The following is a 21,587-nucleotide window of genomic DNA, read 5'->3' as shown; positions in this document are numbered from 1 at the left end:
AGGTAACTCGCCATGATCAGGCTCTTCACTTACGTCTACATGCTGTTTCTTTATGCGCCCATCGCGATCATCGCGCTGTTCAGCCTTCATTCGTCGGCCTCGCTGTCATTCCCGTTCGAGGGCTTCTCGACCCAATGGTACGAGGCGCTGTTCAGCAGTTCGGACTTCATGACGGCTTTGACCAACAGCGCAATCGTCGCCGCGGGCTCGGCCATTCTGACCACCTTGCTGGGAACGTTCTCGGCCCTGGCGCTGATGCGCATGAAGGGCCGGTTCAAATCCGTCTTTGCCTTCATGAACTTCGCCCCCATCGCCTTGCCCGGTTTATTCCTGGGAATTGCACTGGTGATTTTCTTCTCGCTGATTGGCCTGCCACGATCACTGCTGACGGTGATCATCGGCCATACGTTGTTCACCTTTCCATTCTTCGTCGAGTCCGTACGTTCACGTCTTGAGTACTTCGATCTCTCGTTCGAAGAAGCTGCACGTGACTTGGGCGCGTCACCGCTCAAGGCGTTCTGGCTGGTGACGCTGCCCATTATCGGCCCGACGATTGCGGGTGCGGCGATCCTGGCGATTGCCCTCTCCCTGGACGAATTCCTGATCACCGTATTCGTCACCGGCAGCGACACCACGTTGCCACTCATGATTCTTTCGATGATGCGCCGCGCCGTCAGCCCAACCATCAATGCCGCCTCGGTGTTCATGCTGGTCGTGACCATTGCCATCATTGTCATTGCCGGCCTGGTCATGACCCTGCGCCGTCGTCGTCTCGAACTTGAACGTGCAGAAACTGCAGAGTAATCGCCATGACCAACAGTATCGAACTGACCGGAATATCCAAGAGCTACGGCAATCTGACTGCCCTGGGCAAAGTCGACCTGACCGTAAAGCGCAACGAAATCCTGACTTTGCTGGGTCCCAGTGGCTGTGGCAAAACCACACTGATGCGCATCATCGCGGGCTTCGAAGAGCCGACCACCGGCAAAGTCGTGATCGACGGCAAGGACTCCACGGCGCTGGCGCCGGAACATCGCCCCGTCAACATGGTGTTTCAGAAGTACGCCCTGTTCCCGCATCTCGATGTCTTCGACAACGTGGCTTTCGGGTTGCGTCTGAAAAAGAAACCGCGGGACGAAATCAAGCGCGAAGTGACCAAGGCACTGGAGCTGGTGCAACTGGAAAACTTCAAGAATCGCTGGATCTCCGAGCTCAGTGGCGGCCAGGCACAACGCGTCGCCCTGGCTCGAGCCCTGGTCAACCGCCCCGCCGTGCTGTTGCTCGACGAGCCGCTGGCGGCACTGGACCTGAAGATTCGCCACCACATGCTCAACGAGATCAAACGGATCCACGAAGAGACCTCGACCACTTTCGTTTACGTCACCCATGACCAGGACGAAGCGATGATCCTCTCTGACCGGGTGGTGCTGCTGAACAAGGGTGGCATCGAGCAGATCGGTGGACCACAAGAGATGTACTGGTCGCCACGCACGTTGTTCGCCGCGAAATTTTTCGGCGACACCAATATCGTCAACGGCACCTATGGGCTGGGTGATACCAGCAGTGGTTATGTCGAGCTACCGTTCGGACGCTACGCACACACGGCCAAGAACAGCCTGAGTGCCGGACCGGTCAATGTCTCGATCCGTCCCGAAACCATCGGCCTTGAGCCTGCACTGGGCAACCCGCTGGCCAACGGGGCCTTTGCCGGGAAAGTCAAAGACACGTCGTTTATCGGCAACCGGGTCATTTACCGTGTCGCCGTAGCCGGCGGTACCCTCGACCTCAAATGCCAGCAGTTGCCCACCCCCGGCAGCCTCACGCTGCCGCCCGGGGCGGATGTCGCCCTGACCTGTAAACCGGACAGTTTCGTGGTGATACCTGCCTGAACAGCTTTCGGTTGAACGACGATCCCTGCGGCATTTCGCGCAGGGTCTGACAGTAGCCTCAACGCTGGATCAGCTCTTCACCAAGAGCCTGATCCGGCGTTTTTTTTGACCTGCACGGTGAACAATAATGGTCCAATATATCGTGGTCGGGGGTGGGTCAGCCGGATGCGTCATTGCCGCGCGCCTGAGCGAAGATACCCAAGCGTCAGTCGTGCTGCTGGAAGAAGGGCCGAGGGACACCCATCCGTTTATCCATCTCCCGGTGGGATTCTATAAAACCAGCCAGGGAAATCTGGTTGAACGCTACCCCTGGGAGCCCCCAGCCGGTTATATCGGCGCGCCGAATCCGACCATGGTGCAAGCCCGGGTGCTCGGCGGTGGGAGTTCAGTCAACGCCATGGTGTACTTGCGCGGGCAACCTGCCGACTACGACAGTTGGGCCGATGGCGGTGCCCGGGGTTGGGCCTACAAGGACGTACTACCGTTTTTCAAAAAATGCGAAAGCAATGACCGCTTCAGCAACGACGCCCATGGCACCGATGGCCCGCTCGGTGTCTGCGATCAACGATTTACCCATCCTTTGACCAAACTCTGGCTACAGGCCTGCCAGCAGGCAGGGTTGGCCTACAATGCCGATTTCAACTCCGGTGTGCAGGACGGTTGCGGGTTGTATCAAATCAATGCCCGCAACGGCTTGCGATCGAGCACCTCGGTCGCCTATTTGAAGCCGGCGCGACGGCGCCCCAATCTGACGGTGAGAACCCACTGCCGGGTCTTGCGAATCCTGGTCGAGAACGGTCGCGCCACGGGCGTTGAGTACCTTGAGAAAAACCGGCGCCATGTCTTGAGGGCCGATCGTGAAGTGATTGTCAGTGCCGGGGCAATCAACACGCCAAAGCTGTTGATGCTGTCGGGTATCGGGCCGGCCAGTCACCTGCACGACAAAGGCGTCAAGGTAATCCATGACCTGCCAGGGGTCGGGCAGAATCTGCAGGACCACATCGAAGTGTCGCTGATCAATGAATTGCGTCGCCCCTTGAGCTATGACAAGTACAAAAAACCGCACTGGAAGATCGCCGCCGGCTTGCAGTACGCATTGTTTCGGCAAGGCCCGGTAACCTCCAACGTGGTCGAAGGTGGCGCGTTCTGGCGTACTTCCCTGGCCGAAAATCGTGCGGACGCCCAGTACTGTTTCATGGCCGGGGCTGGGGTCGAGGACGGTGTAGGTTCCGTCCCTGGTGGCAACGGATGCACCTTGAATGTGTGTCAGACCCGCCCCCGTTCAAGCGGTTTCCTGCAACTGCACAGCGCAGATCCCATGGACTTGCCCCGCATCGAGCCCAACTACCTGACCGACCCGCTCGATGTGGAGTGCATGGCCCAGGCCACCGAGTTTGGTCGGCACATCATGTCCCAGGCCGCATTGGCCGGCCACATTCAGCGCGAGCATGTGCCCGCAGAACCGTTACGCACAGGTGATGACTATCGGCGATTCGTGCGCCGACACGCCCACGCTGCACTGCATCCGGTAGGCACCTGCAAGATGGGTACGGACGCCATGGCGGTGGTGAACAACGATCTGCGTGTACACGGGATCGATGGTCTGCGGATCGCCGACAACTCCATCGCGCCGAGCTTGTGCTCCAGCAACACCAATGCACTGGCAATCATGATCGGCGAGAAAGCGGCTGATCACATTCAGCGTGCTGATCAGTCTCTGTAGGAGCCTGGGCGCGATGGCGGCACCTTCGACGCCATCGCGGCCAATTTCCTGCCGGTGGCTCAGACCCGTAGAATCGATTGAATCAACCCGCCAGCACGCCCATTTCGTCCCGTCGTTCAACGCTGTGTCGCGGGATCAGATCGCCCCGCCATTGGCCATCCCGGCATCCATGCCGGGCTGCCGACGGCGCAGATCCTGCGCTCGACCTCTTGAGGGGCGTGCACCGCAACAGCACCGCGAGGCGAGCTAACGCTCGACCTTGGTGGTGCACGTGTTTCCCAGAATTCCGTGAAGAAAAAAAGGTTCTTCACGCATTCCCGGGAAACTGTAGGAGCCAGCTTGCTGGCGATGGACTCAAGTTCGCTGCGTTTATCCAGTTTATACGCGTTATCGTTAACGACCATCGCCAGCAAGCTGGCTCCTACAAGGGGTCGTGCCCACGCTCAAACCAGTGGAAGCCCCAAAAAAAAGCCCCCCAATCGGGGAGCCTGAAAACACTTGGAAAAGCGGTAAGAGTGACCAGCAGTACCGAGAAACGACCCTTTCTCCCGCTACCCGCTTGCCAAGTGCTGCAACTAACCAGGCGGCCTGGTGAGATCCGCCGGTTCGATGTTCAAAAAAGAGCGCTGTCACGCCGACAAAGGTTGCGCTCTATAAACGGGAGAAATCAGACAGCCTGCTTGTAACGGCGAATGCGGATATCCGCCTGTTCCTTGTGCCCGGCAAAACCTTCCATGCCGCACAGGCGGGAGCAGTACTCGCCGACCAGCACAGAGGCTTCATCAGTCAGGACACGCTGATAGGTGCAGGTCTTGATGAACTTGCCAACCCACAGGCCGCCGGTGTAACGCGCAGTCCCGGTGGTCGGCAATGTGTGGTTGGTGCCGATCACCTTGTCGCCGTAGGAGACATTGGTCCGCTGCCCGAGGAACAGCGCGCCGTAGTTGGTCATATGCTCCAGGAAGTACAACGGGTCTCGGGTCATGACCTGGACGTGTTCGGAGGCAATGCGGTCGGCTTCCTGGACAAGTTCATCCACGGTGTCGCACAGGATGATCTCGCCATAGTCACGCCAGGCGACGGAGGCGACGGGGGCGGTCGACAGAATGGCCAGCTGGCGCTCGATTTCCGCCGGCAGGGTTTCTGCCAGTTCGGCGCTGTTGGTCAAAAACACCGCTGGTGAGTTGACGCCGTGCTCGGCCTGGCCCAGCAAGTCTGCGGCAATGATTTCTACGTCGGAACTGTCATCGGCTATCACCAGTGTCTCGGTCGGGCCGGCAATCAAGTCGATGCCGATTTTGCCGAACAGCTGGCGCTTGGCTTCGGCGACAAAGGCGTTGCCAGGCCCGACGATCATATCGACCGGCTTGAAGTCATCGGTCCCCAACGCCAGGGCAGCAATCGCCTGAACGCCGCCGACACAATAGATTTCATCGGCGCCGGCGAGGTACATGGCCGTCACGATGGCCGGATGAGGCTTGCCGTCGAAGGGCGGCGCGGCTGCAACCACACGCTTCACGCCAGCGACTTTAGCCGTCAGGACACTCATGTGTGCCGATGCCAGCAACGGATATTTGCCTCCGGGGATGTAGCAGCCCACCGAGTTCACCGGAATGTTGCGATGCCCAAGGATCACACCCGGGAGGGTTTCGACTTCGACATCGTGCATCGAGGCTTTCTGTACCTCGGCAAACCGACGGACCTGTGCCTGCGCAAACTTGATGTCGCCGATTTCCTGTTCCGAAAGACTGGCAACGCACGCGGCGATTTCTTCGTCGGTCAGGCGGAAGGTCGCAGGCTCCCACTTATCAAATTTCTTCGAATACTCCCGAACGGCTGCATCGCCGTTCTTGGCGACATTGGCAATGATCTGCTCGACCGTATCGCGCACTTGCAAAGCGATTTCGGCTTGGGCTTCGACGGGCTTACTTTTTTTCAGATAACGAATCATCAATATGCTCCAGGTGGTTCTTGATGCACGCAACATGCACTCAGCATTGGCAAACATCTTTTCTCACCCCCCCTGCTCCGGGCAATTTCGCAGCCGCCTTATTGCTGACGCGATCTGACGCAGCACAGACGCAAAGTTGAAGCACTCCTGACAGCCCCGCCCCTCTGCCACGGGCAATCCCGCTTATTCGTATAACCTTTTATTCTCAAAAACGACGTGAACAAAACTGTTCCGCAGCCTGTAGTAATGAACGCTAGCTCGACGCCACTCCTATTCTAATGGGTCATTTCATTAAAAATCCGATCAAGGCATTGACAGCACGATTTTGAGTGATAGCTTAAATAAGCGGTTATACGTATAACCTAATAATCACACCCAACTTAAGAGGTGACCAACCGTGAGTCGAGTCTTGTATCTATACGGGGGTTGGCCCGGCCATTTCCCCTATGAAATCGCCGGGTGGGCCCGGACCGTTTTCCAGGAGCTGGATTTCGACGTCGAAGAGTCGACAGACATCTTCACATTGGACAGGGATTTGACCGGTTATGACCTGATCGTGATCGGCTGGAACAACGCGGTCACCACTGAAACGCTGACCACCTCGCAGGAAAATCGCCTACTCGAAGCGATCGAAAGCGGCACCGGCCTGGTGGGTTGGCACGGTGCGGGCGCGGCCTTTCGCGCAAGCCTCAAGTACCACTGGGTACTGGGCGGTTCCTTTCTCGAGCATCCGATGGGCGAAGGCTTTCCCCATCCGTACCAGGTCAACGTCATCGACCGCACCCACGAAGTCACTCAAGGCGTCGAGGATTTCGAGGTGCGTTCCGAGCAGTACTACATGCAGGTCGACCCGAACATCCATGTGCTCGCCGAAACCACCTTCGACGGCAACCCGTTCCCGTGGATCAAGGGCCATCGCAGCCCGGTCGCCTGGGTTCGCCAGTGGGGCCAGGGACGCGTGTTCTATCACTCGATCGGACACGACACCAGCAACCTCGCCGACCCGAATATTCGCCGCCTGACCAAGCAAGGCCTGAACTGGGCTACGCGCGGGCGAGCTGAAAATCAAGGCAAAACCACCGCATCCACCCCGCTTTCATCAACCCAAGGAGTCCTGTCATGAGCAAATTGACCGGCAGCCAGATCGTGGCACAAACCCTGAAAAACTACGGCGTCGAGTATGTCGCCGGCATTCCCGGCCACGGCATCTGGACACTCACCGACGCCTTCCTCGAAGAAGACTCGAAACTCAAGTTCATCCAGGTCTTCCACGAACAGAGCGCCGTGCATCTGGCAGATGGTTACTACCGCGTGGCCGGAAAGCCGATGGCTGCGGTAACCTCCATCGGCGCCGGGGCCGCCAACACCGTGATCGGCATGGCCACCGCGTTCACCGACTCCACCAGCCTGATGCTGATCACTGGCGGGCCACCCACGCACATGCGTGGCCACGGTCTGCTGCAGGAACTGGAACGCTACACCGACAACGACTTCCCTAAAATCGCCGAGGCCGTGACCAAGCGGCACTGGGTCGCGACGCGCGTTGAAGAGTTGCCGTTCATGATGCATCGGGCCTGGAGCTCGATGGTCACCGGTCGCCCAGGTCCGGTCCATCTGGAAATCCCGATGGACGTCCAGGCCGAGGCCGCGGAAGTGACCCTCCACGCCCTGGAAGAACGTACGCCGATCGGCAAATGCTTCCCGGATCCGGCGGCCACTGCTCGCGCCGTTGAAGAATTGCAATCCTGCAAACGGCCGGTGCTGGTCATCGGTGGCGGTGTCATCACGGGCGAAGCCAGCGCTGAAGTGCTCGCCTTGGCCGAGGCCTGGCAAATTCCGGTAGTCACCACCTGGAACGGCAAAAGCGGCTTCCCGGAAGACCACCCGTTGTTCGCAGGTAGCGTCGGCCAGACCGGCACGATGTGCGGCAACAAAGTGGCCTCGACGGCCGATGTGATCATCGCCGTAGGTTGCCGTTTCACCGACTGGTCGTCGTCCAGTTATGCCAAGGGCGTGACTTTCGCCATTCCGCCGTCGAAGTTGATCCACATCGACATCGACCCGCACGAAATCGGCAAGAACTACCCCGTTACGGTCGGTATCTGTGCAGACGCCAAGCACGCGCTGGCTCACATCGTCGAAGGCCTGAAAGGCCAGACTGTCGATCGCGAAGAGTACCTCAGCGATCTGCGCGGCTATCAGGACGAATGGGAAACCAAGCTGGCCGGTCGTCGTGACTCCGACCGCTTCCCGTTCACCTCGCAACGTCCATTGGGCGCGTTGCGCAAGATTTTCCCGCGGGACACCATCGTGGTGGTCGGCTCCGGCAACACCCAGGGCGCGGTCAAGCAGACCTTCCCGGTCTACACCCCTCGCACCCACCTGACCTCCGGCGGGTTCTCCTCCATGGGTTGGGCCGTGCCTGCCGCCATCGGTGCCAAACTGGCAGCACCGAACCAGCCGGTGGTGTGCATTCTGGGCGACGGTGACTTCCTGATGACGTCGCAGGAAATTGCGATCTGCGTGACCAACAATATTCCGGTCGTGTTCATGATCCAGAACAACGCCGGGTACATGTCGATTCGCGGTGGCCAGCGCAAGCAAACCAGCCGCCATATCGGCACCGAGTTCAACCATCCGGACGGCACGCCCTATAGCCCGGACTTCAAAGCGGTGGGCGAAGCCTTTGGCCTGAAGTCCTATCGTGTGGAGCGCCCGGAAGACCTCGAACCGATCCTGCAGGAAGCCCTGGACTTGAACGCGCCGGTGTTGATCGAAATCCCGACTGACCGCGACGCTGCTGGCCCTTGGGTACCGGGTTGGTGGGACTTCCCGATTCCCGAATACATCACTGACGAACGTCAGGACGAGTACTGGGAAATCCGGAACTCCGAACAACACCTATAAGAACTGGAGCGGCTCAAATGAGTGATGCATTGATTTCGCATCATGCAGAGCTGAATCCACAATCGGGGGCGTCGCGCGAACCGCGCGCCCTCGACGTGGTGACACCTGATGCTGATGGCAATATCAATTGTGATGTGGTGATTATCGGCTCGGGCATGGGTGGTTCGACCTTTGCCCATGCGCTGCGAGATAGCGGGCTGGACGTTGTGATCGTCGAGCGCGGTGATTTTCTGCCACGAGAAATACAGAACTGGAGCACCGAATCGGTCTTCGGGCAAGGCCGTTATCGCAATGCCGAGCAATGGCTGGACGAGTCAAACCAACCCTTTTCGCCCGGCGTGTTTTATTACGTGGGCGGAAACACCAAATTCTATGGCGCGATGCTGCCGCGGTTTCGCGAAGAAGACTTTGCCGAAATCCAGCACGCCGAAGGCGTCTCTCCGGCTTGGCCGATCAGCTATGCGGATCTGGAACCCTGGTACGCCGAGGCGGAAAAACTCTACCGGGTACATGGCCAGGCAGGCGTCGATCCCAGCGAACCCTGGCGCTCAGGCCCCTACCCACAACCGGCGCTCAAACATGACCCTGCCCTGGCTTCCCTGGAGCAGAGCATGCGCCGGTCCGGGCTCAAGCCTTTCGTGATGCCTGCGGCCGTGGACTATGGCAATGGCGGTGACTGCGTACTGTGCTCAACGTGCGACGGTTACCCTTGCCTGCTGGACGCCAAGGCTGACGCCGAGGTTTGCGCATTAAGGCCCGCCTTGCGCAGTGCAACCGTCAGGCTGTTGACCCGCACCACGATCCAGCAACTGAAAACTGCTGCAGACGGGCGGACAGTCACTCAAGCCCACGGTCTGATCGATGGTCGCGCAGTGACGCTGCGTGCCAAGCGCTTCGTGCTGGCCTGCGGGGCGGTAAACAGCGCCGCGCTGTTACTCAAGTCGGCAAACGAACAGCACCCCGAAGGCCTGGGCAACAGTTCAGGGCAAGTGGGTCGCAACTACATGGTGCACAACAGCACGTTCATGCTGGCGATCGACCCTCGACGCAAAAACAAGGTGATCTTCCAGAAGACCCTGGCCATCAACGACTGGTACAGCGCCGGTGCGCACAACTCGTTTCCCTTGGGTAACGTGCAGATGCTGGGAAAAATCCGCGAACCCATGATCACCTCCATGCGTCCGTGGCTGCCGAAGTTCGCCTCGCGCTACATCACCGATCACAGCGTCGACCTGTACCTGACATCGGAGGACCTGCCAACCCGGGAAAACCGGGTCACGTATGACGCGCAACGCGGTGCGATCAAGGTCCATTGGAAACCCAATAACCTGAAAGCCCATGAAGGCCTGGTGACCAGGACCAGCCAGGTCATGCGGGCGGCAGGCTACCCGCTGATCCTCAAAGCACGCATGGGCATTGCCACCAACTCGCATCAATGCGGTACGGCGGTCATGGGCAAGGACCCGGTGTCGAGCGTGCTGGACCTCAATTGCAAGATGCATGACCTGGACAATGTCTGGGTGGTCGACAGTTCTTTCTTTCCGTCATCGGCCGCGGTCAATCCGGCACTCACCATCGCCGCCAACGCCCTGCGGGTCGCGGCGAACTTCAAGCAACTGGTGCAATGAATGGCATGACATGAAGCCGAAGGCTGCGGTCGCGCTGGGTCACCGCAGCCTTATTCATCGATTGGCGTTAAACGTCCTGCACCTTGAGCGTCGAACTGCGCACGATCAACTTGGTGGCGAATATCTTCTGTTCAGGTTCCAGCGGAGTATCGGCCGGTGCATTCAACTGCTCGGTCAAAAGCCTTGCCGCGTAGACACCTTTCTCGACGATGGGTTGGCCAATGGTGGTCAGGCCCAGTTGCACCGCCTCGGGAATATCGTCGAAGCCAATCACCGAAAGGGTTTGTGGAACCTCGCGATTGAGCGCATGGGCGGTTTTCATGCAAGCGATCGCCATGACGTCCGAACAGGCCACCACCGCCGTGACGTCGCTGGATGTCAGCAAGGTAAAGGCAGCGGTTTGCCCGGACGTCGAGTCAAGACCGCCGGCCTCTATGATGCTCAAATCCTCGAATGCCAGGCCGGCTGCACTTGCCTCTTCCACGTAGCCGGTCAGCCGCTCCCTGACGATACGCTCACTTGCACTCTTGAAACGGTGCCGGTCGATGGGGCCGCGGTATCCGTCCGGGTTAAGACGGTCAATGATGACCCCTATCTTGCGATGCCCCAGATCCAGCAAGTGACGCATCTGCGCACGTGCGGCACCCCGGTCATCAATCCCGACAAAAAAAGAACCTTCCACCAACGGCGAATCGATCACCACAAACGGAATGTTCTGTTTCACCACGGCCAGCACGGCCGGGTGGTCATCGGGCAAGGTCGAGATAATCAAGCCATCGACCAACCCGCGCAGCGCAAGGCTGCCGTGATTCGCTGCCTGTGCCCGGCCGACAAAACGGTTGTTGTTGAGCGGGAACAACGTCAGCGCGACGTTCTCCAGTTCCCCTACCTCGCTGATCCCTCGCAGCAGGGCAACAGTGCAAGGGTCGGCGAACGCCAGGGACAACTTGTCCATCATCATCAACCCGATCGCCCCGATCTTGCCTGATCGAAGGCTACGCCCAAGCACATTGGGTCCCGGGTAACCCAGTGACGCCGCTACGGCAAGGATATGCTCACGCTGGGCCTCGGACAGTTTGGATGGGCGATTGTAAGCGTAAGACACCGCGGGCTGGGACACCCCCGCCGCCAGTGCTACATCTTTCATTGAAACGGATGCCATCGCTTGCTTCCCAACCTTTTTGAAACCTCGTGAGAGGTCAGTGAAAAAAAACGCCATGCACTCAGTGTAACCGTTGAGGTGAAACCTTCGGAACCAGTCGAGTGGCACTGAAAATGATCGCGATCATCAACGCGGCAACAGCGAGCAACGCCAAGGGCAGGCTGCTTGCATGGGCGACGAAGCCAATGGCTGCCGGCCCCATCAAAATGCCGAGGTAGCCCAGGCTGGTGGCGGCGGCAATGGCCAGCTCACCAGGCATTGTCTTTTGGGCACCTGCCAGCGACAAGTAAACCGGAGCGATGTTGGCCAGACCTGTGCCAATCACCGCAAACCCCACGAGGTTCAACAGCCAATCATTCGCCAACACCACCAAAGCGAACCCCAACATGACCACGACTCCACCGCCAATGAGCACCACCCGTGGCCCCAGTTTCAGCAGTATCCGGTCACCGTTCAATCGGCCCAGCGCCATCATCACCGCAAACACTGCGTAACCCAGCCCGGCCAGGGAATGCTGGACACCTCGCTCGTCAGCCAGGAACACCGCGCTCCAGTCGAGAATCGCGCCCTCCGCAAGAAAGGCGAACAGGCAAAGCATACCCAGCAGTAAAACCTTTCGGGTAGGCCTGACAAATATCGGGCTGCCTTCGTCACCGCTGCGCCCCAGCAACTGTCGGCCATGCGTCAGGACGAACGCGACCAGGATCGCCATGACCGCACTGCTTGCCATCAACGGCGTGGCGCCCAGCCACAACAAGGCGGTGATACCGGCAGCACTGACAATCGCGCCGAGGCTGAACAGCCCATGGAAACCGGACATCAGTGAGCGTCCCGTCGCGCGTTCCACCATCACGCCCTGAACGTTCATCGTTACGTCGACCGACCCGCACCCTGCCCCGAAAACGGTCAGGGCGAAAATCAAACCGGCGAAGGAGTGAGTCGTCGCCAACAAGGGCAAGGTCAGCAACACCAGCGCAATACCCACGTGCATCGTAAAGCGACAACCCTTGCGCGCATTGAGAATACCCGCCAGCGGCATCATCACCAGCGAACCCAAGCCAAGGCACAGTAACAACAGCCCCAGGGCCGCGTCGTCGATCCCCGCTCGCGTGCGGGCATAAGGTACCAACGGAGCCCAGGCGCCCATGCATAACCCCGACAACAGGAACGTCGATCGATAGGCCAGCATATGAGGTGTAGCGCACGGCAGTAGCAATTCCTGAGATGACACGGAAACCCCTGTGCTCGGATCAATTTGAGTTATACGTATAACCCATAATAACCCGTTCGGCCACAGGATCCGTTCAAAACCAACAGCCTCGTCACACATGACTACATGCTTTACGTCGCCTGAATTGAGAATAGCCACGAAAAAGTTGACATCAATCTTGCCACCAATGTTATTTTTGAATGGAGTTATACGTATAACTCTTGCCTTACTCAGCTTTTGCATGAACACCCAACAAAAACAACAGGGACAATGCAGCGTGATGAATAACGTTCAAAAAACACCGATCCCCACTCGCATCCGCAAGGCGCGAATCGCGACGTTCCTCGGATTCATGATGATCGGCGCCATGATGTACATCTGGTCAACCGGGGTGAGTGTCTTCAGGACGCAACTGGGTTTTACCGGTGAACTGGGTGATGCGAACTTCGGCCTGATCGCACTCGGGGTCGGCGTCGGCTCAGCGGCGGGAGCGCTGCTGGTAGGCCGCCTGCTGGACACCTTCGGCGCTAAACCGGTAATCACCGTGTGCGCCCTCGCCTACCCCCTGTCCATTATCCCGCTGGGTTTCGTCAGCGGTTTCTGGTTTGCGATGTGTTTTGGCGTTGTGCTGGGCTTGCTGCGCGGCGCCCTGGATACCGCATTGAATGCCCATGGCGTTCAAGTTGAGCGGTTTTACCAGCGCTCGATCATGTCCGGCTTCCATGCGTTCTATTCGCTGGGTGGTTTTCTGCTCGGGATGGCGTGCAGTTGGCTGACGGGTTTCTACACCGACAGCATAAAAGTGCCATTTACCGTGCTGGGCATCGCCATGCTGATTGTCGGCTGTATTTTCAGCCGGTGGCTGCTGGGCAAGCATGACGTTCCAGACGCATCATCCGACGACTGGCAAACAGACGCTCAGTCCGCTGATGAAATCGGCAAGGGTCCATCGACCAGAACGCTACTGGTGATGATTGCACTCGGCGCTCTGCTGCTGGGCAGCATGATGGGTGAAAACGCGATTGCCGACTGGGGCCAGGAGTACATTCGCCGCGAGTTCTCAACATCGACTTCCACCGCGGGCATGGCGGTGTCGATATTCGTCGGTGCGGCTTTCATCGGGCGCCTGTTCGGCGACCGTCTGGCGGCGACCTTTGGTAACGCTCAAGTGGTTTTCGCATGCGGGACGGTCTGTGTCCTCGGCATGACCCTCACCATCGTCGGCGGCACGGCCGTTACCGGCATCCTCGGCTTCGCGTTGTTCGGCCTCGGACTTTCCTGCATCGCGCCACTGATGATTTCCGCCGCCGGGCGCCGGGACCCGCAACATGCAGGCCGCAACATCGGCATCGTCAATTGCATCGGCTTCTCGGGCATGCTCGTGGGACCCGCCGCCATCACCGTGATCGTCAGCCATTTCGGTCTGGATTCGCTGATGTTTTTCCCGTTGATCATGCTGGGCCTGTTAGCCACATTGGGCCCACTGCTGATGAGAGCGCCAAAAATCGACAAGCGCGTAAAACAGTCCGTCGCCAGCAACACCAGCGCCTAGATCATCGGTGAACTGCTGGCAATACGCAGTGCCAGGCCTTCATAGGCATCGAGGGTGATGGTGAATTCGCCCTCGACCCCTTCGTTGATGATGTCGACCACCGGCCCCGGCGCAGCGCTGGGCAGATGCAGGGTTTCGGTGATCGCTGTCGCGCCAAAGTTCAGCGCGGTAACTTGTGTGCCTTTAACTGTTAATGCACATGGCCGAAGAACTCGCGCAGAAAAAGTAGTGCATAGGTATAGGGGGTATGCCTATCATGCGCAAAGCATAGGTAGAGGGGGTATCCATCCAATGGGCCATATCGCAGCAAACAAAGACGATCTTCTCAAGCGTGTAAAACGTATCGCCGGACAAATCCAGGCCGTTGAACGCGCATTGGAATCGGATCTCGATTGCGCCAGGACACTGCACCTTGTGGCCGCCACTCGCGGCGCCATCAACGGTTTGATGGAAGAAATCATCGAGGACCACGCGCGCGAGCATGTCGCGAACCCTGCGCTGAGCGAAGCAGAGCGCAACAAGGGCGTCGAAGAGTTGCTTGAAGCCATTCGCCGTTACTCCAAGTGAACGCATCCAGGTAGACATCATGAGCAGCCCCCCCATCAACTACAGGCACGACCACGTGTTCCTTGGCCCGGCGCACGACGAAAATGCCAGGCGTACGCTTTGGGTTGTGGCACTGACCGTTGTGATGATGATTGGCGAGATTACCGCCGGGTACCTCACGGGCTCGATGGCGCTACTGGCCGATGGCTTTCACATGGCAACCCATGCCGGCGCATTGGGCATCGCAGCGGCCGCTTACGGATACGCAAAACGCCATGCCTACAGCCAGCGCTACAGTTTCGGTACCGGAAAGGTTGGCGACCTGGGCGGGTTCGCCTCGGCGCTGATCCTCGGTATGGTCGCCCTGGGCATTGGCGTTGAGTCTGTCATGCGCCTCTTGCAGCCAACGGAAGTTCAGTTCGGCACCGCGACGCTCATCGCGATTGCCGGTCTGATCGTCAACGTCGTCAGTGCCCTGCTGCTGGGCTACGATCACAGTCATGGGCACAGTCATGGGCACGATCATGATGATCACGGCCATGCCCATGCCCATGCCCATGCCCATGCCCATCACAGCAATGACAACAACCTGAAATCCGCCTACGTCCACGTCATCGCAGACGCGCTGACTTCGGTGCTGGCCATTGTTGCACTGCTCGCCGGCCGGTATCTGGGCTGGGTATGGCTGGACCCGGTGATGGGCATCGTCGGCGCCATCGTTATCGCGCGTTGGGCCTGGACCTTGATGGGGACCACCGCAGGTGTGCTGCTCGATCAGACCGATGCGCAGGTTGCCGAGGAAATCCGCGAACGGGTCGAGAAACCGGGGGATGCCACCATCACGGACTTGCACGTCTGGCGAGTCGGACCGCAAGCCCATGCGGCCATCGTCAGCGTCCTTGGCGAAGCCACTACGAGCGCCGACAGCATTCGTGAACGTCTTAAACCAGTGCACGAAGTCAGCCACCTGACGGTCGAATTTCGACCGGCCTGATCCCGCACCTCCCCACTCTTGTCTCCAAAGGAACCCCGAATGCCACCAGGCAAACGTGAACTGGCGCGGATCGAACGCCGGTTGATCACCACGCTCACCGAAGCGTGCGAAACCGCAAAAGGTGAAATCAAAGGCTTTGCCTGGCTCACCCACACCGCTGACCTGAATGCGTTGGCTGAAACCCTGAAGGTCATCTGGGTGTTCGAAACCCTGGCTGAAAGGCAGCTCGCCCAGGCTGATGCGAAGGCGCGCATCCTTGAGTTGACGGCCATCGCGTTGAATGAGGCCAACATCGACCTGACCCCTTCAGACCGCAATGTCCGTTTCGACTCTGAGGAGGAGTGCCAACGCACTCACGCTGGTGACTGGAAAAATCGCCTGGCTCAATCACGGGTGGCCAAAGGTGACTGACAATGGCTAAGGAAATCGAAAACCCCTGCATCTCGGTTTGCCAACTCAGTGGTGATCTGTGTGTGAGTTGCGGGCGAAGCAAGGAAGACATCAGAAAGTGGAAACGCATGAAGCGGCCTGAAAAAATGGCCGCTGTGCAACGGGCGAATGTGCGCTTGAAAGGGCTCAGGAAAGCACTGGGTTAACCAAAAAGCGTATTGCGTGTCGTTGATCTCAACGTTTGAATGCGCGCTTTGATCAAGCGCGCTGTTTCAAGGTTTTCTTTTGCAATGTAACTCGAGCGCACCGTATCCCCACGTGATTGTCGTCTCGGCCTGATGCTCCCAAAGGGTCTCATTGCGCCCAAGGTATTTTATGCCACTGCCGCCTGGCTGCTGGTACATCAGCGATACGCTATCGCCACGCTCTGCGATGAGCGTCGGCGGATCGGTTTTGAAGAACGTGGCCGAAACCTCATTAGCCGGGTTGCCGTCGCACTCGTAGTAAACAGGCCCTGTGCCCGATACCAGTCGGTACCGTGCCTGCAACTCGGCGATGCGCCGCTGGTACTCCAGGCGTACGCATGCACCCACGTCATCGCTCTTCCAGCAGTCATCGCGCCCCTTGATCCATCCACGTTGCTCTGCTTTCAGCGTGGGAGGATGCTCGTTGCCGGCCTTGATACTCGCACTGGCATACACTTGCGACAGCTTGCGATCGAGTGCGGACAAGTCCTCGTCCTTACAGATCATCGCTTCAATACCGCCGGGCTCCACCTTGGTGCAATCGTAGGAAGGGCCAGGTGGAACATTGACCGTCAGGGGTTTTCCGGCGTCGCTCCCGTTCGCCCCCATCGCCTTGGTCTGCTGATCAATGTACCTGCACCACTCTTCGGAGCTTCGTTCAGGGACGTTTGCCCCACCGCGAACCCCTAACTTGAATTCGATCACCGATTTCCATTCGTCGGAGCCCATATCCGGCCCGTGCCCTTGCGCATCGGCCGTTTGCAGTCTCTTGTCGATCGCTTGGTACCAGGCGTCAGAGCATAGGGATTGCGCCTGGGCAAATCCCGTGGCGCCAACAAGAAACAAGGCAAGATACTGGGTCATGTGCAGTCCTTTTAGATCCGGGCAGTCGTCAAACAACGGCATGGGCGGTTACTCCATTAACGAGCAGATCTTTGCGAGTTTCGCAGATCATCCGGCGGGTCGACCACAACGGGCTTGTTATAATCAGCAAGAACCAACAGAACCCCGACAATTGAATACCTGACCGCCAGCGCTGGAATGAAGCACTCAATGAAGCGTCCAGGGTTAAAAAGGACTTATCGCGGAATGTGGCCATATCTTGCTCCGACCCTTCTGACGTGCATCCTCCAACTGCTGGCAGCGAGCGCCAACGCCGCACAGCAGACGCATGAAACGCTGACGATCATGGTAGAAGATGCCGCCGCCCCCTGGTCAAACAGCGACGGTACAGGGTACGCCAACGACGTGGTCCTCGCCGCCTTCAAAGAGATGGCCGTGGAGGCCAGGTTAAAAGTGGTGCCCTATTCACGCTGTAAGTACATGGTGCTCAGCGGCCAGGTCGCCGCTTGCTTCAACATGAGCTGGCAACCCGAATTCCAGGGCAAGATCAAACTGGCGGCGCGACCGATATTCAAGGTCAGTAACGATGTTTTTGAATCCATCAAGGCGCCCTTGCCGAAGCCCCCGGACGGTCAATGTATTTTGCCGCCCGGCACCGTCGTCGGCATCACCAGAGATTACGAATACTCAGCCCAGGTCATCGCGCTCCAGACCTCAGGGGTCGTGTTCGAGAACTCCCTCTCAGACTTGACCAGCCTCCAAAAACTCGCTGCTCGACGCTTTCAGGCAGCCGTGATCATGAGCAATGACCTCGAGGTCAGAAACCGAAAGGCTCAGCAGTCAGGGACAGAAGATACCGTGCGCTTCGCCTTCAATTGCGGTCTGGTGAACTCGACGATAGGTTTTAGCCTGTCCCATCCAGACGGATTGCGAGCACTGGAGATGTATGACGAGGGCTATCGACGCATCGAGGCCAACGGTGTGCTTGAGAGGCTTCACCGGCGCTGGTTTCCTGAGTAGTGAATTGCCCCGTGTTTCATGGAATGAGGTTCTTCACGCATCCCCGGAAAACTGTAGGAGCCAGCCTGCTGGCGATGGACTCAAGTGCGCCGCGCTCATCCAGACCACACGCGTTATCGTTAACGACCATCGCTGGCAAGCCAGCTCCCACAAGGGACCGTGCCCACGCTGAAACTGTAGGAGCCAGCCTGCTGGCGATGGACTCGAGTGCGCCGCGTATATCCAGTTCACCCGCGTTATCGTTAACGACCATCGCTGGCAAGCCAGCTCCCACAAGGACTCTGCCCACGCTGAAACTACTGTAGGAGCCAGCTTGCTGGCGATGGACTCCAGTGCGCCGCGTTTATCCAGCTCACCCGCGTTATCGTTAACGACCATCGCAGGCTTCGCCAGCGCCTACAAGTGACCTCCAGCCCTGGCCACTACAAACCTTCATTGAAACGGAACGAAGCGCCATAAGCCGACGCTGGCAAATGGTTCGAACCGTCACCCCTTAACCGCGAGCGAAAGGTACCGCTTTGCGGTTGGGTCCGGTAGAGCCCACGTTTCTGCAATTCAGGGATCACCAGTTCTACGAAGTCCTCAAGACTGCCCGGGCTGATCAGCGGATTGATCATGTAACCGCTGGTACCGGAAATTCTGGCGTGTTCCTCAATGCGCTCGGCCACCTGTTGAGGGGTGCCCACGAGAATAAGATCACTGCCTCGGGTGACGTTGGCAAAACGCTGTTTGACGTCGCCTGCCGTCAACGGTTTGCCACTGCCATCGGGATGCATCACATAGGAGGTCATGCCCTCGGTGTAGGTGGAAAGCGCCTCACTGTCGGCATAGCGGCCGATATCAATGCCGGTGTCGCCCGCGTAACTGACCAGTTGCGCCTGCAAGTGATAGTTGCTTTGCAGTTCGTCGTACTTGCGCTGAGCCTCAATCTCGGTTTTCGCGGTGACGATTCGCAGCACTGTCAGGGACTTCACATCCTCACGCTGACGGCCACGTGCCTGGGCCTTGGCCCAGATTTCCTCCAGCCCCAGGCGAATTTCCTGCGGGTTGGACTTGGCAATGAAGATCAATTCGGCGTGCTTGGCTGCGAACTCACGACCGCGCCCCGACCAGCCCGCCTGAATCAACAAAGGCGTCCGTTGTGGCGAGGGGGACGTCAAATGCGGCCCGGCCACCCGGTAATGCTCACCCACATGATTGATCGGGCGTACGCGCTCGCCCCGAGCGTAGAGCTGGCGTGACTTGTCCGCGACCACGGCGTCGTCGGCCCAACTGCCCTCCCAGAGTTTGTAGACCACATCAAGAAACTCTTCGGCACGTTCATAGCGGTCATCGTGCTTGATCATCTGCTCCAGGCCGAAGTTCCGGGCGGCGCTGGACAGGTAGGAGGTGACGATGTTCCAGCCGACCCGACCGTTGGTGAGGTGATCCAGCGTGCTGAAGCGTCGGGCATGGGTAAAGGGATGTTCGTAGCTGGTGGTCACGGTAACGCCAAAGGCCAGGTTTTCCGTAACGGCGGCCAATGCCGGAATGATCATCAGCGGATCGTTCGCCGGGGCTTCCACGGCCCACTTCATCGCCGCATCGGCGTTGCCACCAAATACATCGTAGAAGCCCAGCACATCACCAAAAAACAACATGTCGAGGTGAGCCTGATCGGCAATGCGCGCCAGGTTCGACCAATAGCCCAGGGAATTGATCGCCAGTCGTTCGTCAGCGGGATGCGTCCAAAGGCTTGGCGCGCCGCCACAGCCCACACTGGCTTGCTCATAGAGCGCAAACAAAAGAGGTGTTGGATCGGACATCGTGGTTCCTGTAGATAAAGTCATTAAACGCGGCGGTTCACCGCTGATTGTTGAAACCTTTGCCGTAGTGGCGCTCAAGGCGGTGCTGTATCAATTCCAGCCCGATGGAAAGCAACCAATAGATGACCGCTGCGGTGGTGAGCATTTCGATGTAGCGATAGGAAGACCGCCCATAGGACTGCGCCAGAAACATGACCTCCCACACGCCCATCACCGAAATCAGCGATGAGTCCTTGAGCATTGAAATGAACTGGCTGGTTGTCGGCGGAATGATCGTGCGCATGGCTTGCGGCAGGATGATGTGCACAAAGGTCGCCCTCGGCCCAAGCCCCAGCGCCTTCGCCGCCTCACGTTGCCCGGGTGCTACCGCCAGGATGCCGGCGCGAAAGATCTCGCTCAGATAGGCACCATAGTTAAGCGAAAGCGCAATGATCCCCGCGCTGATTGCCCCGGGTACAACGCCCAACTGCGGCAAGCCCAGATAGATCAGCAGGATCTGGATCAGCAGCGGTGTACCGCGAAAAAAAGACGCATAGAAACTGGCAATACCGAATGCCACTGCGCTGCGTGACAGGCGCGCCAGCGCCGTCACAAAACCAAGGAGCAATGAAAGCCAGATCGAACAGAAACACAGGAACAACGTCAGCGCGGCGCCTTGCAGGAAACCGTTTGGCCCAAGGTGCAGGCCGACCAGATTGGGCCATTTCTCCAGGATGATCGAAAACTTCAAATCGAAGCTCATGAAGAACAGGACGCACAATCCAGACAACGCCGCCCAGGTCAAATACAGGCGAGTGCGAAATCCAAACAATTGGCTAAGGCGGCGCGTCTCGATTTCGGGGGCGGCAGTTGCCTTGGCCGGGTGTGGGTTGAGGGCTGTCATTGGCTGATGTCGGCACCGATCCACTTCTGCGAAATCTTGCTCAGCGTACCGTCAGTCTTGAGTTGAGTAATGACCTCGGTGACTTTGGCATTCCATTGCGGGTCGCCCTTTTCAATGGCCACGACGTTCGGTTCGGCATACAGCGTATCGCCGGCTATCTTGAAGCGCGGATCCTGGGCAATCCGCTCGCGAGCGGTGATGAGGTTGGTGACCATGGCATCAAGGCGCACGCCAGTGCCCAGCGCCAGGTCCTGGAAGGCCACTGTTTCATTGTCATAAGGGGCCACCTGGACGTTATCGAACGGATAGTTCAACGGCTTGTCCTCGGCACCCTCGATCACCAGATCCTTGTTCAAGTAGGCTTCGTAAGTCGACGCGCTGATCACACCGACTTTTTTACCGGACAAGTCTTTGCCCGCCGTGATGTCTTTGTCCTTGGCATTTACCACGATCACTGCCGGCGACTGGTAATACTCGACCGGAAAATCAAACACCTCGGCCCGTGCCTTGCTCGGGGTCATCGAGCAGACGCAGATGTCATAGCGCCCGCTCCAGCGGCCAGCAGCAATCACATCCCAGGACGGTGTTTCCAACTTGAGTTTGACCCCGAGGCGTTGCGCAACAGCCTTGGCAACATCCACGTCAAACCCGTCAAGTTGGTTCTGATCATTGAGAAACGAGAACGGCGGATAACTTTCCATCAGGACGCCGGTCAGCTCGCCTTTTTGTGTCACGCGATCCAGGGTCGCACCCGCGAAGGCCGTTGAACAGGTAGCGAGCAACGCCAAGCCAAGGGGTAGAAGCGCCATAGTTTTCAAAGACAAATGCTCCAATCAATT

Annotated in this window: 19 protein-coding genes and 1 pseudogene; 12 read left to right on the top strand and 8 right to left on the bottom strand. The window is 58.5% G+C overall.

Going from position 1 to position 21,587, the window contains the following annotated elements:
• Nucleotides 1-12 precede the first annotated feature (12 nt).
• The 3 genes from KW838_RS20685 to KW838_RS20675 all read left to right on the top strand — a co-directional run bounded on the left by KW838_RS20685 (nt 13) and on the right by KW838_RS20675 (nt 3,612).
• Nucleotides 13-804: an ABC transporter permease gene (locus KW838_RS20685; protein WP_218503198.1), complete on the top strand. Its 792-nt coding sequence runs from the start codon at nt 13-15 to the stop codon at nt 802-804.
• A gap of 5 nt (nt 805-809) precedes the next feature.
• Nucleotides 810-1,889: an ABC transporter ATP-binding protein gene (locus KW838_RS20680; RefSeq protein WP_007974792.1), complete on the top strand. Its 1,080-nt coding sequence runs from the start codon at nt 810-812 to the stop codon at nt 1,887-1,889.
• 127 nt (nt 1,890-2,016) lie between these two features.
• Nucleotides 2,017-3,612 carry a GMC family oxidoreductase gene (locus KW838_RS20675; RefSeq protein ID WP_007974795.1) on the top strand — a complete coding sequence of 532 codons (1,596 nt, stop codon included), beginning with the start codon at nt 2,017-2,019 and terminating at the stop codon, nt 3,610-3,612.
• A gap of 667 nt (nt 3,613-4,279) precedes the next feature.
• On the opposite strand, the gene hisD is transcribed toward KW838_RS20675, so the two are convergent.
• Nucleotides 4,280-5,563, bottom strand: a complete 1,284-nt coding sequence (hisD, locus tag KW838_RS20670) for a histidinol dehydrogenase (protein WP_102699585.1) — start codon at nt 5,561-5,563, stop codon at nt 4,280-4,282.
• A gap of 397 nt (nt 5,564-5,960) precedes the next feature.
• Here hisD and KW838_RS20665 point away from each other — a divergent pair, with 397 nt between their 5' ends.
• From KW838_RS20665 to KW838_RS20655, 3 genes are read left to right on the top strand one after another with little or no spacing between them, the layout of a single operon-like run.
• Nucleotides 5,961-6,686, top strand: a complete 726-nt coding sequence (locus KW838_RS20665) for a ThuA domain-containing protein (RefSeq protein WP_102699584.1) — start codon at nt 5,961-5,963, stop codon at nt 6,684-6,686.
• The gene (locus KW838_RS20660) at nt 6,683-8,470 is read left to right on the top strand and encodes a thiamine pyrophosphate-binding protein (RefSeq protein ID WP_218503195.1); all 1,788 of its coding nucleotides are present in this window, start codon (nt 6,683-6,685) and stop codon (nt 8,468-8,470) included. Before KW838_RS20665 ends, KW838_RS20660 begins: the two co-directional genes overlap by 4 nt.
• 17 nt (nt 8,471-8,487) lie before the next feature.
• Entirely contained in the window at nt 8,488-10,098 is a 1,611-nt protein-coding gene (locus tag KW838_RS20655; RefSeq protein ID WP_218503192.1) for an FAD-dependent oxidoreductase, read from the top strand.
• Nucleotides 10,099-10,165: 67 nt separating this feature from the next.
• Here the strand turns inward: KW838_RS20655 and KW838_RS20650 are convergent, their stop codons facing one another.
• Together KW838_RS20650 and KW838_RS20645 are read right to left on the bottom strand one after the other, a co-directional pair.
• On the bottom strand, nt 10,166-11,260 hold the full coding sequence (locus KW838_RS20650) for a LacI family DNA-binding transcriptional regulator (protein ID WP_218503482.1): 1,095 nt from the start codon (nt 11,258-11,260) through the stop codon (nt 10,166-10,168).
• Between the two features lie 61 nt (nt 11,261-11,321).
• Nucleotides 11,322-12,449 (bottom strand): MFS transporter, encoded by a 1,128-nt coding sequence (locus tag KW838_RS20645; RefSeq protein WP_102699580.1) that lies wholly within the window; start codon nt 12,447-12,449, stop codon nt 11,322-11,324.
• Nucleotides 12,450-12,750: 301 nt separating this feature from the next.
• On the opposite strand from KW838_RS20645, the gene KW838_RS20640 reads away from it, so the two are divergent.
• Entirely contained in the window at nt 12,751-14,022 is a 1,272-nt protein-coding gene (locus tag KW838_RS20640; protein WP_218503190.1) for an MFS transporter, read from the top strand.
• Here KW838_RS20640 and KW838_RS20635 read toward each other — a convergent pair.
• Nucleotides 14,019-14,207 (bottom strand): annotated as a pseudogene (locus KW838_RS20635) (hypothetical protein); the annotation flags it as partial. The gene KW838_RS20640 and the pseudogene KW838_RS20635 overlap by 4 nt on opposite strands.
• Nucleotides 14,208-14,313: 106 nt before the next feature.
• On the opposite strand from KW838_RS20635, the gene KW838_RS20630 reads away from it, so the two are divergent.
• The 4 genes from KW838_RS20630 to KW838_RS20615 are packed head-to-tail and all read left to right on the top strand — an operon-like array spanning nt 14,314 to nt 16,158.
• A complete protein-coding gene (locus KW838_RS20630; RefSeq protein WP_007974809.1) occupies nt 14,314-14,589 on the top strand; it encodes a metal/formaldehyde-sensitive transcriptional repressor in 276 nt (91 codons plus the stop codon).
• A gap of 19 nt (nt 14,590-14,608) precedes the next feature.
• Nucleotides 14,609-15,562 (top strand): CDF family Co(II)/Ni(II) efflux transporter DmeF, encoded by a 954-nt coding sequence (gene dmeF, locus KW838_RS20625; RefSeq protein WP_218503188.1) that lies wholly within the window; start codon nt 14,609-14,611, stop codon nt 15,560-15,562.
• Nucleotides 15,563-15,601: 39 nt separating this feature from the next.
• Nucleotides 15,602-15,973: a hypothetical protein gene (locus KW838_RS20620; protein WP_218503175.1), complete on the top strand. Its 372-nt coding sequence runs from the start codon at nt 15,602-15,604 to the stop codon at nt 15,971-15,973.
• Nucleotides 15,974-15,975: 2 nt separating this feature from the next.
• Nucleotides 15,976-16,158 carry a DUF1289 domain-containing protein gene (locus KW838_RS20615; protein WP_102699576.1) on the top strand — a complete coding sequence of 61 codons (183 nt, stop codon included), beginning with the start codon at nt 15,976-15,978 and terminating at the stop codon, nt 16,156-16,158.
• Between the two features lie 66 nt (nt 16,159-16,224).
• Here the strand turns inward: KW838_RS20615 and KW838_RS20610 are convergent, their stop codons facing one another.
• Nucleotides 16,225-17,103 (bottom strand): MliC family protein, encoded by an 879-nt coding sequence (locus tag KW838_RS20610; RefSeq protein ID WP_256358918.1) that lies wholly within the window; start codon nt 17,101-17,103, stop codon nt 16,225-16,227.
• A 183-nt stretch (nt 17,104-17,286) separates the two neighbouring features.
• Here KW838_RS20610 and KW838_RS20605 point away from each other — a divergent pair, with 183 nt between their 5' ends.
• Nucleotides 17,287-18,060, top strand: coding sequence for an ABC transporter substrate-binding protein (locus KW838_RS20605; RefSeq protein WP_218503172.1), 774 nt, complete (start codon nt 17,287-17,289; stop codon nt 18,058-18,060).
• Nucleotides 18,061-18,482: 422 nt separating this feature from the next.
• Here the strand turns inward: KW838_RS20605 and KW838_RS20600 are convergent, their stop codons facing one another.
• From KW838_RS20600 to KW838_RS20590, 3 genes are read right to left on the bottom strand one after another with little or no spacing between them, the layout of a single operon-like run.
• Nucleotides 18,483-19,865, bottom strand: a complete 1,383-nt coding sequence (locus KW838_RS20600) for an LLM class flavin-dependent oxidoreductase (RefSeq protein WP_102699573.1) — start codon at nt 19,863-19,865, stop codon at nt 18,483-18,485.
• A gap of 37 nt (nt 19,866-19,902) precedes the next feature.
• Complete coding sequence (locus KW838_RS20595) at nt 19,903-20,748, bottom strand: amino acid ABC transporter permease (RefSeq protein ID WP_102699572.1); 846 nt, start codon at nt 20,746-20,748, stop codon at nt 19,903-19,905.
• Complete coding sequence (locus KW838_RS20590) at nt 20,745-21,566, bottom strand: ABC transporter substrate-binding protein (protein ID WP_218503170.1); 822 nt, start codon at nt 21,564-21,566, stop codon at nt 20,745-20,747. The genes KW838_RS20595 and KW838_RS20590 overlap by 4 nt, the downstream gene beginning before the upstream one ends.
• Nucleotides 21,567-21,587: the final 21 nt, after the last annotated feature.

Source organism: Pseudomonas sp. PDM27 (assembly GCF_019219205.1).
Lineage (GTDB): Bacteria > Pseudomonadota > Gammaproteobacteria > Pseudomonadales > Pseudomonadaceae > Aquipseudomonas > Aquipseudomonas laurylsulfatiphila.
This window is presented reverse-complemented; position numbering and strand designations above follow the sequence as displayed.

What these genes read in the sequence shown, in the direction of transcription:
- KW838_RS20610 (WP_256358918.1), bottom strand. Translation starts at nt 17,103, where the DNA reads ATGCCGTTGTTTGACGACTGCCCGGATCTAAAAGGACTGCACATGACC.
- KW838_RS20615 (WP_102699576.1), top strand. Translation starts at nt 15,976, where the DNA reads ATGGCTAAGGAAATCGAAAACCCCTGCATCTCGGTTTGCCAACTCAGT.
- KW838_RS20630 (WP_007974809.1), top strand. Translation starts at nt 14,314, where the DNA reads ATGGGCCATATCGCAGCAAACAAAGACGATCTTCTCAAGCGTGTAAAA.
- KW838_RS20655 (WP_218503192.1), top strand. Translation starts at nt 8,488, where the DNA reads ATGAGTGATGCATTGATTTCGCATCATGCAGAGCTGAATCCACAATCG.
- KW838_RS20680 (WP_007974792.1), top strand. Translation starts at nt 810, where the DNA reads ATGACCAACAGTATCGAACTGACCGGAATATCCAAGAGCTACGGCAAT.
- KW838_RS20595 (WP_102699572.1), bottom strand. Translation starts at nt 20,748, where the DNA reads ATGACAGCCCTCAACCCACACCCGGCCAAGGCAACTGCCGCCCCCGAA.
- KW838_RS20605 (WP_218503172.1), top strand. Translation starts at nt 17,287, where the DNA reads ATGTGGCCATATCTTGCTCCGACCCTTCTGACGTGCATCCTCCAACTG.
- KW838_RS20600 (WP_102699573.1), bottom strand. Translation starts at nt 19,865, where the DNA reads ATGTCCGATCCAACACCTCTTTTGTTTGCGCTCTATGAGCAAGCCAGT.
- KW838_RS20650 (WP_218503482.1), bottom strand. Translation starts at nt 11,260, where the DNA reads ATGGCATCCGTTTCAATGAAAGATGTAGCACTGGCGGCGGGGGTGTCC.
- dmeF (WP_218503188.1), top strand. Translation starts at nt 14,609, where the DNA reads ATGAGCAGCCCCCCCATCAACTACAGGCACGACCACGTGTTCCTTGGC.
- hisD (WP_102699585.1), bottom strand. Translation starts at nt 5,563, where the DNA reads ATGATTCGTTATCTGAAAAAAAGTAAGCCCGTCGAAGCCCAAGCCGAA.
- KW838_RS20685 (WP_218503198.1), top strand. Translation starts at nt 13, where the DNA reads ATGATCAGGCTCTTCACTTACGTCTACATGCTGTTTCTTTATGCGCCC.
- KW838_RS20675 (WP_007974795.1), top strand. Translation starts at nt 2,017, where the DNA reads ATGGTCCAATATATCGTGGTCGGGGGTGGGTCAGCCGGATGCGTCATT.
- KW838_RS20645 (WP_102699580.1), bottom strand. Translation starts at nt 12,449, where the DNA reads ATGCTGGCCTATCGATCGACGTTCCTGTTGTCGGGGTTATGCATGGGC.
- KW838_RS20660 (WP_218503195.1), top strand. Translation starts at nt 6,683, where the DNA reads ATGAGCAAATTGACCGGCAGCCAGATCGTGGCACAAACCCTGAAAAAC.
- KW838_RS20640 (WP_218503190.1), top strand. Translation starts at nt 12,751, where the DNA reads ATGAATAACGTTCAAAAAACACCGATCCCCACTCGCATCCGCAAGGCG.
- KW838_RS20620 (WP_218503175.1), top strand. Translation starts at nt 15,602, where the DNA reads ATGCCACCAGGCAAACGTGAACTGGCGCGGATCGAACGCCGGTTGATC.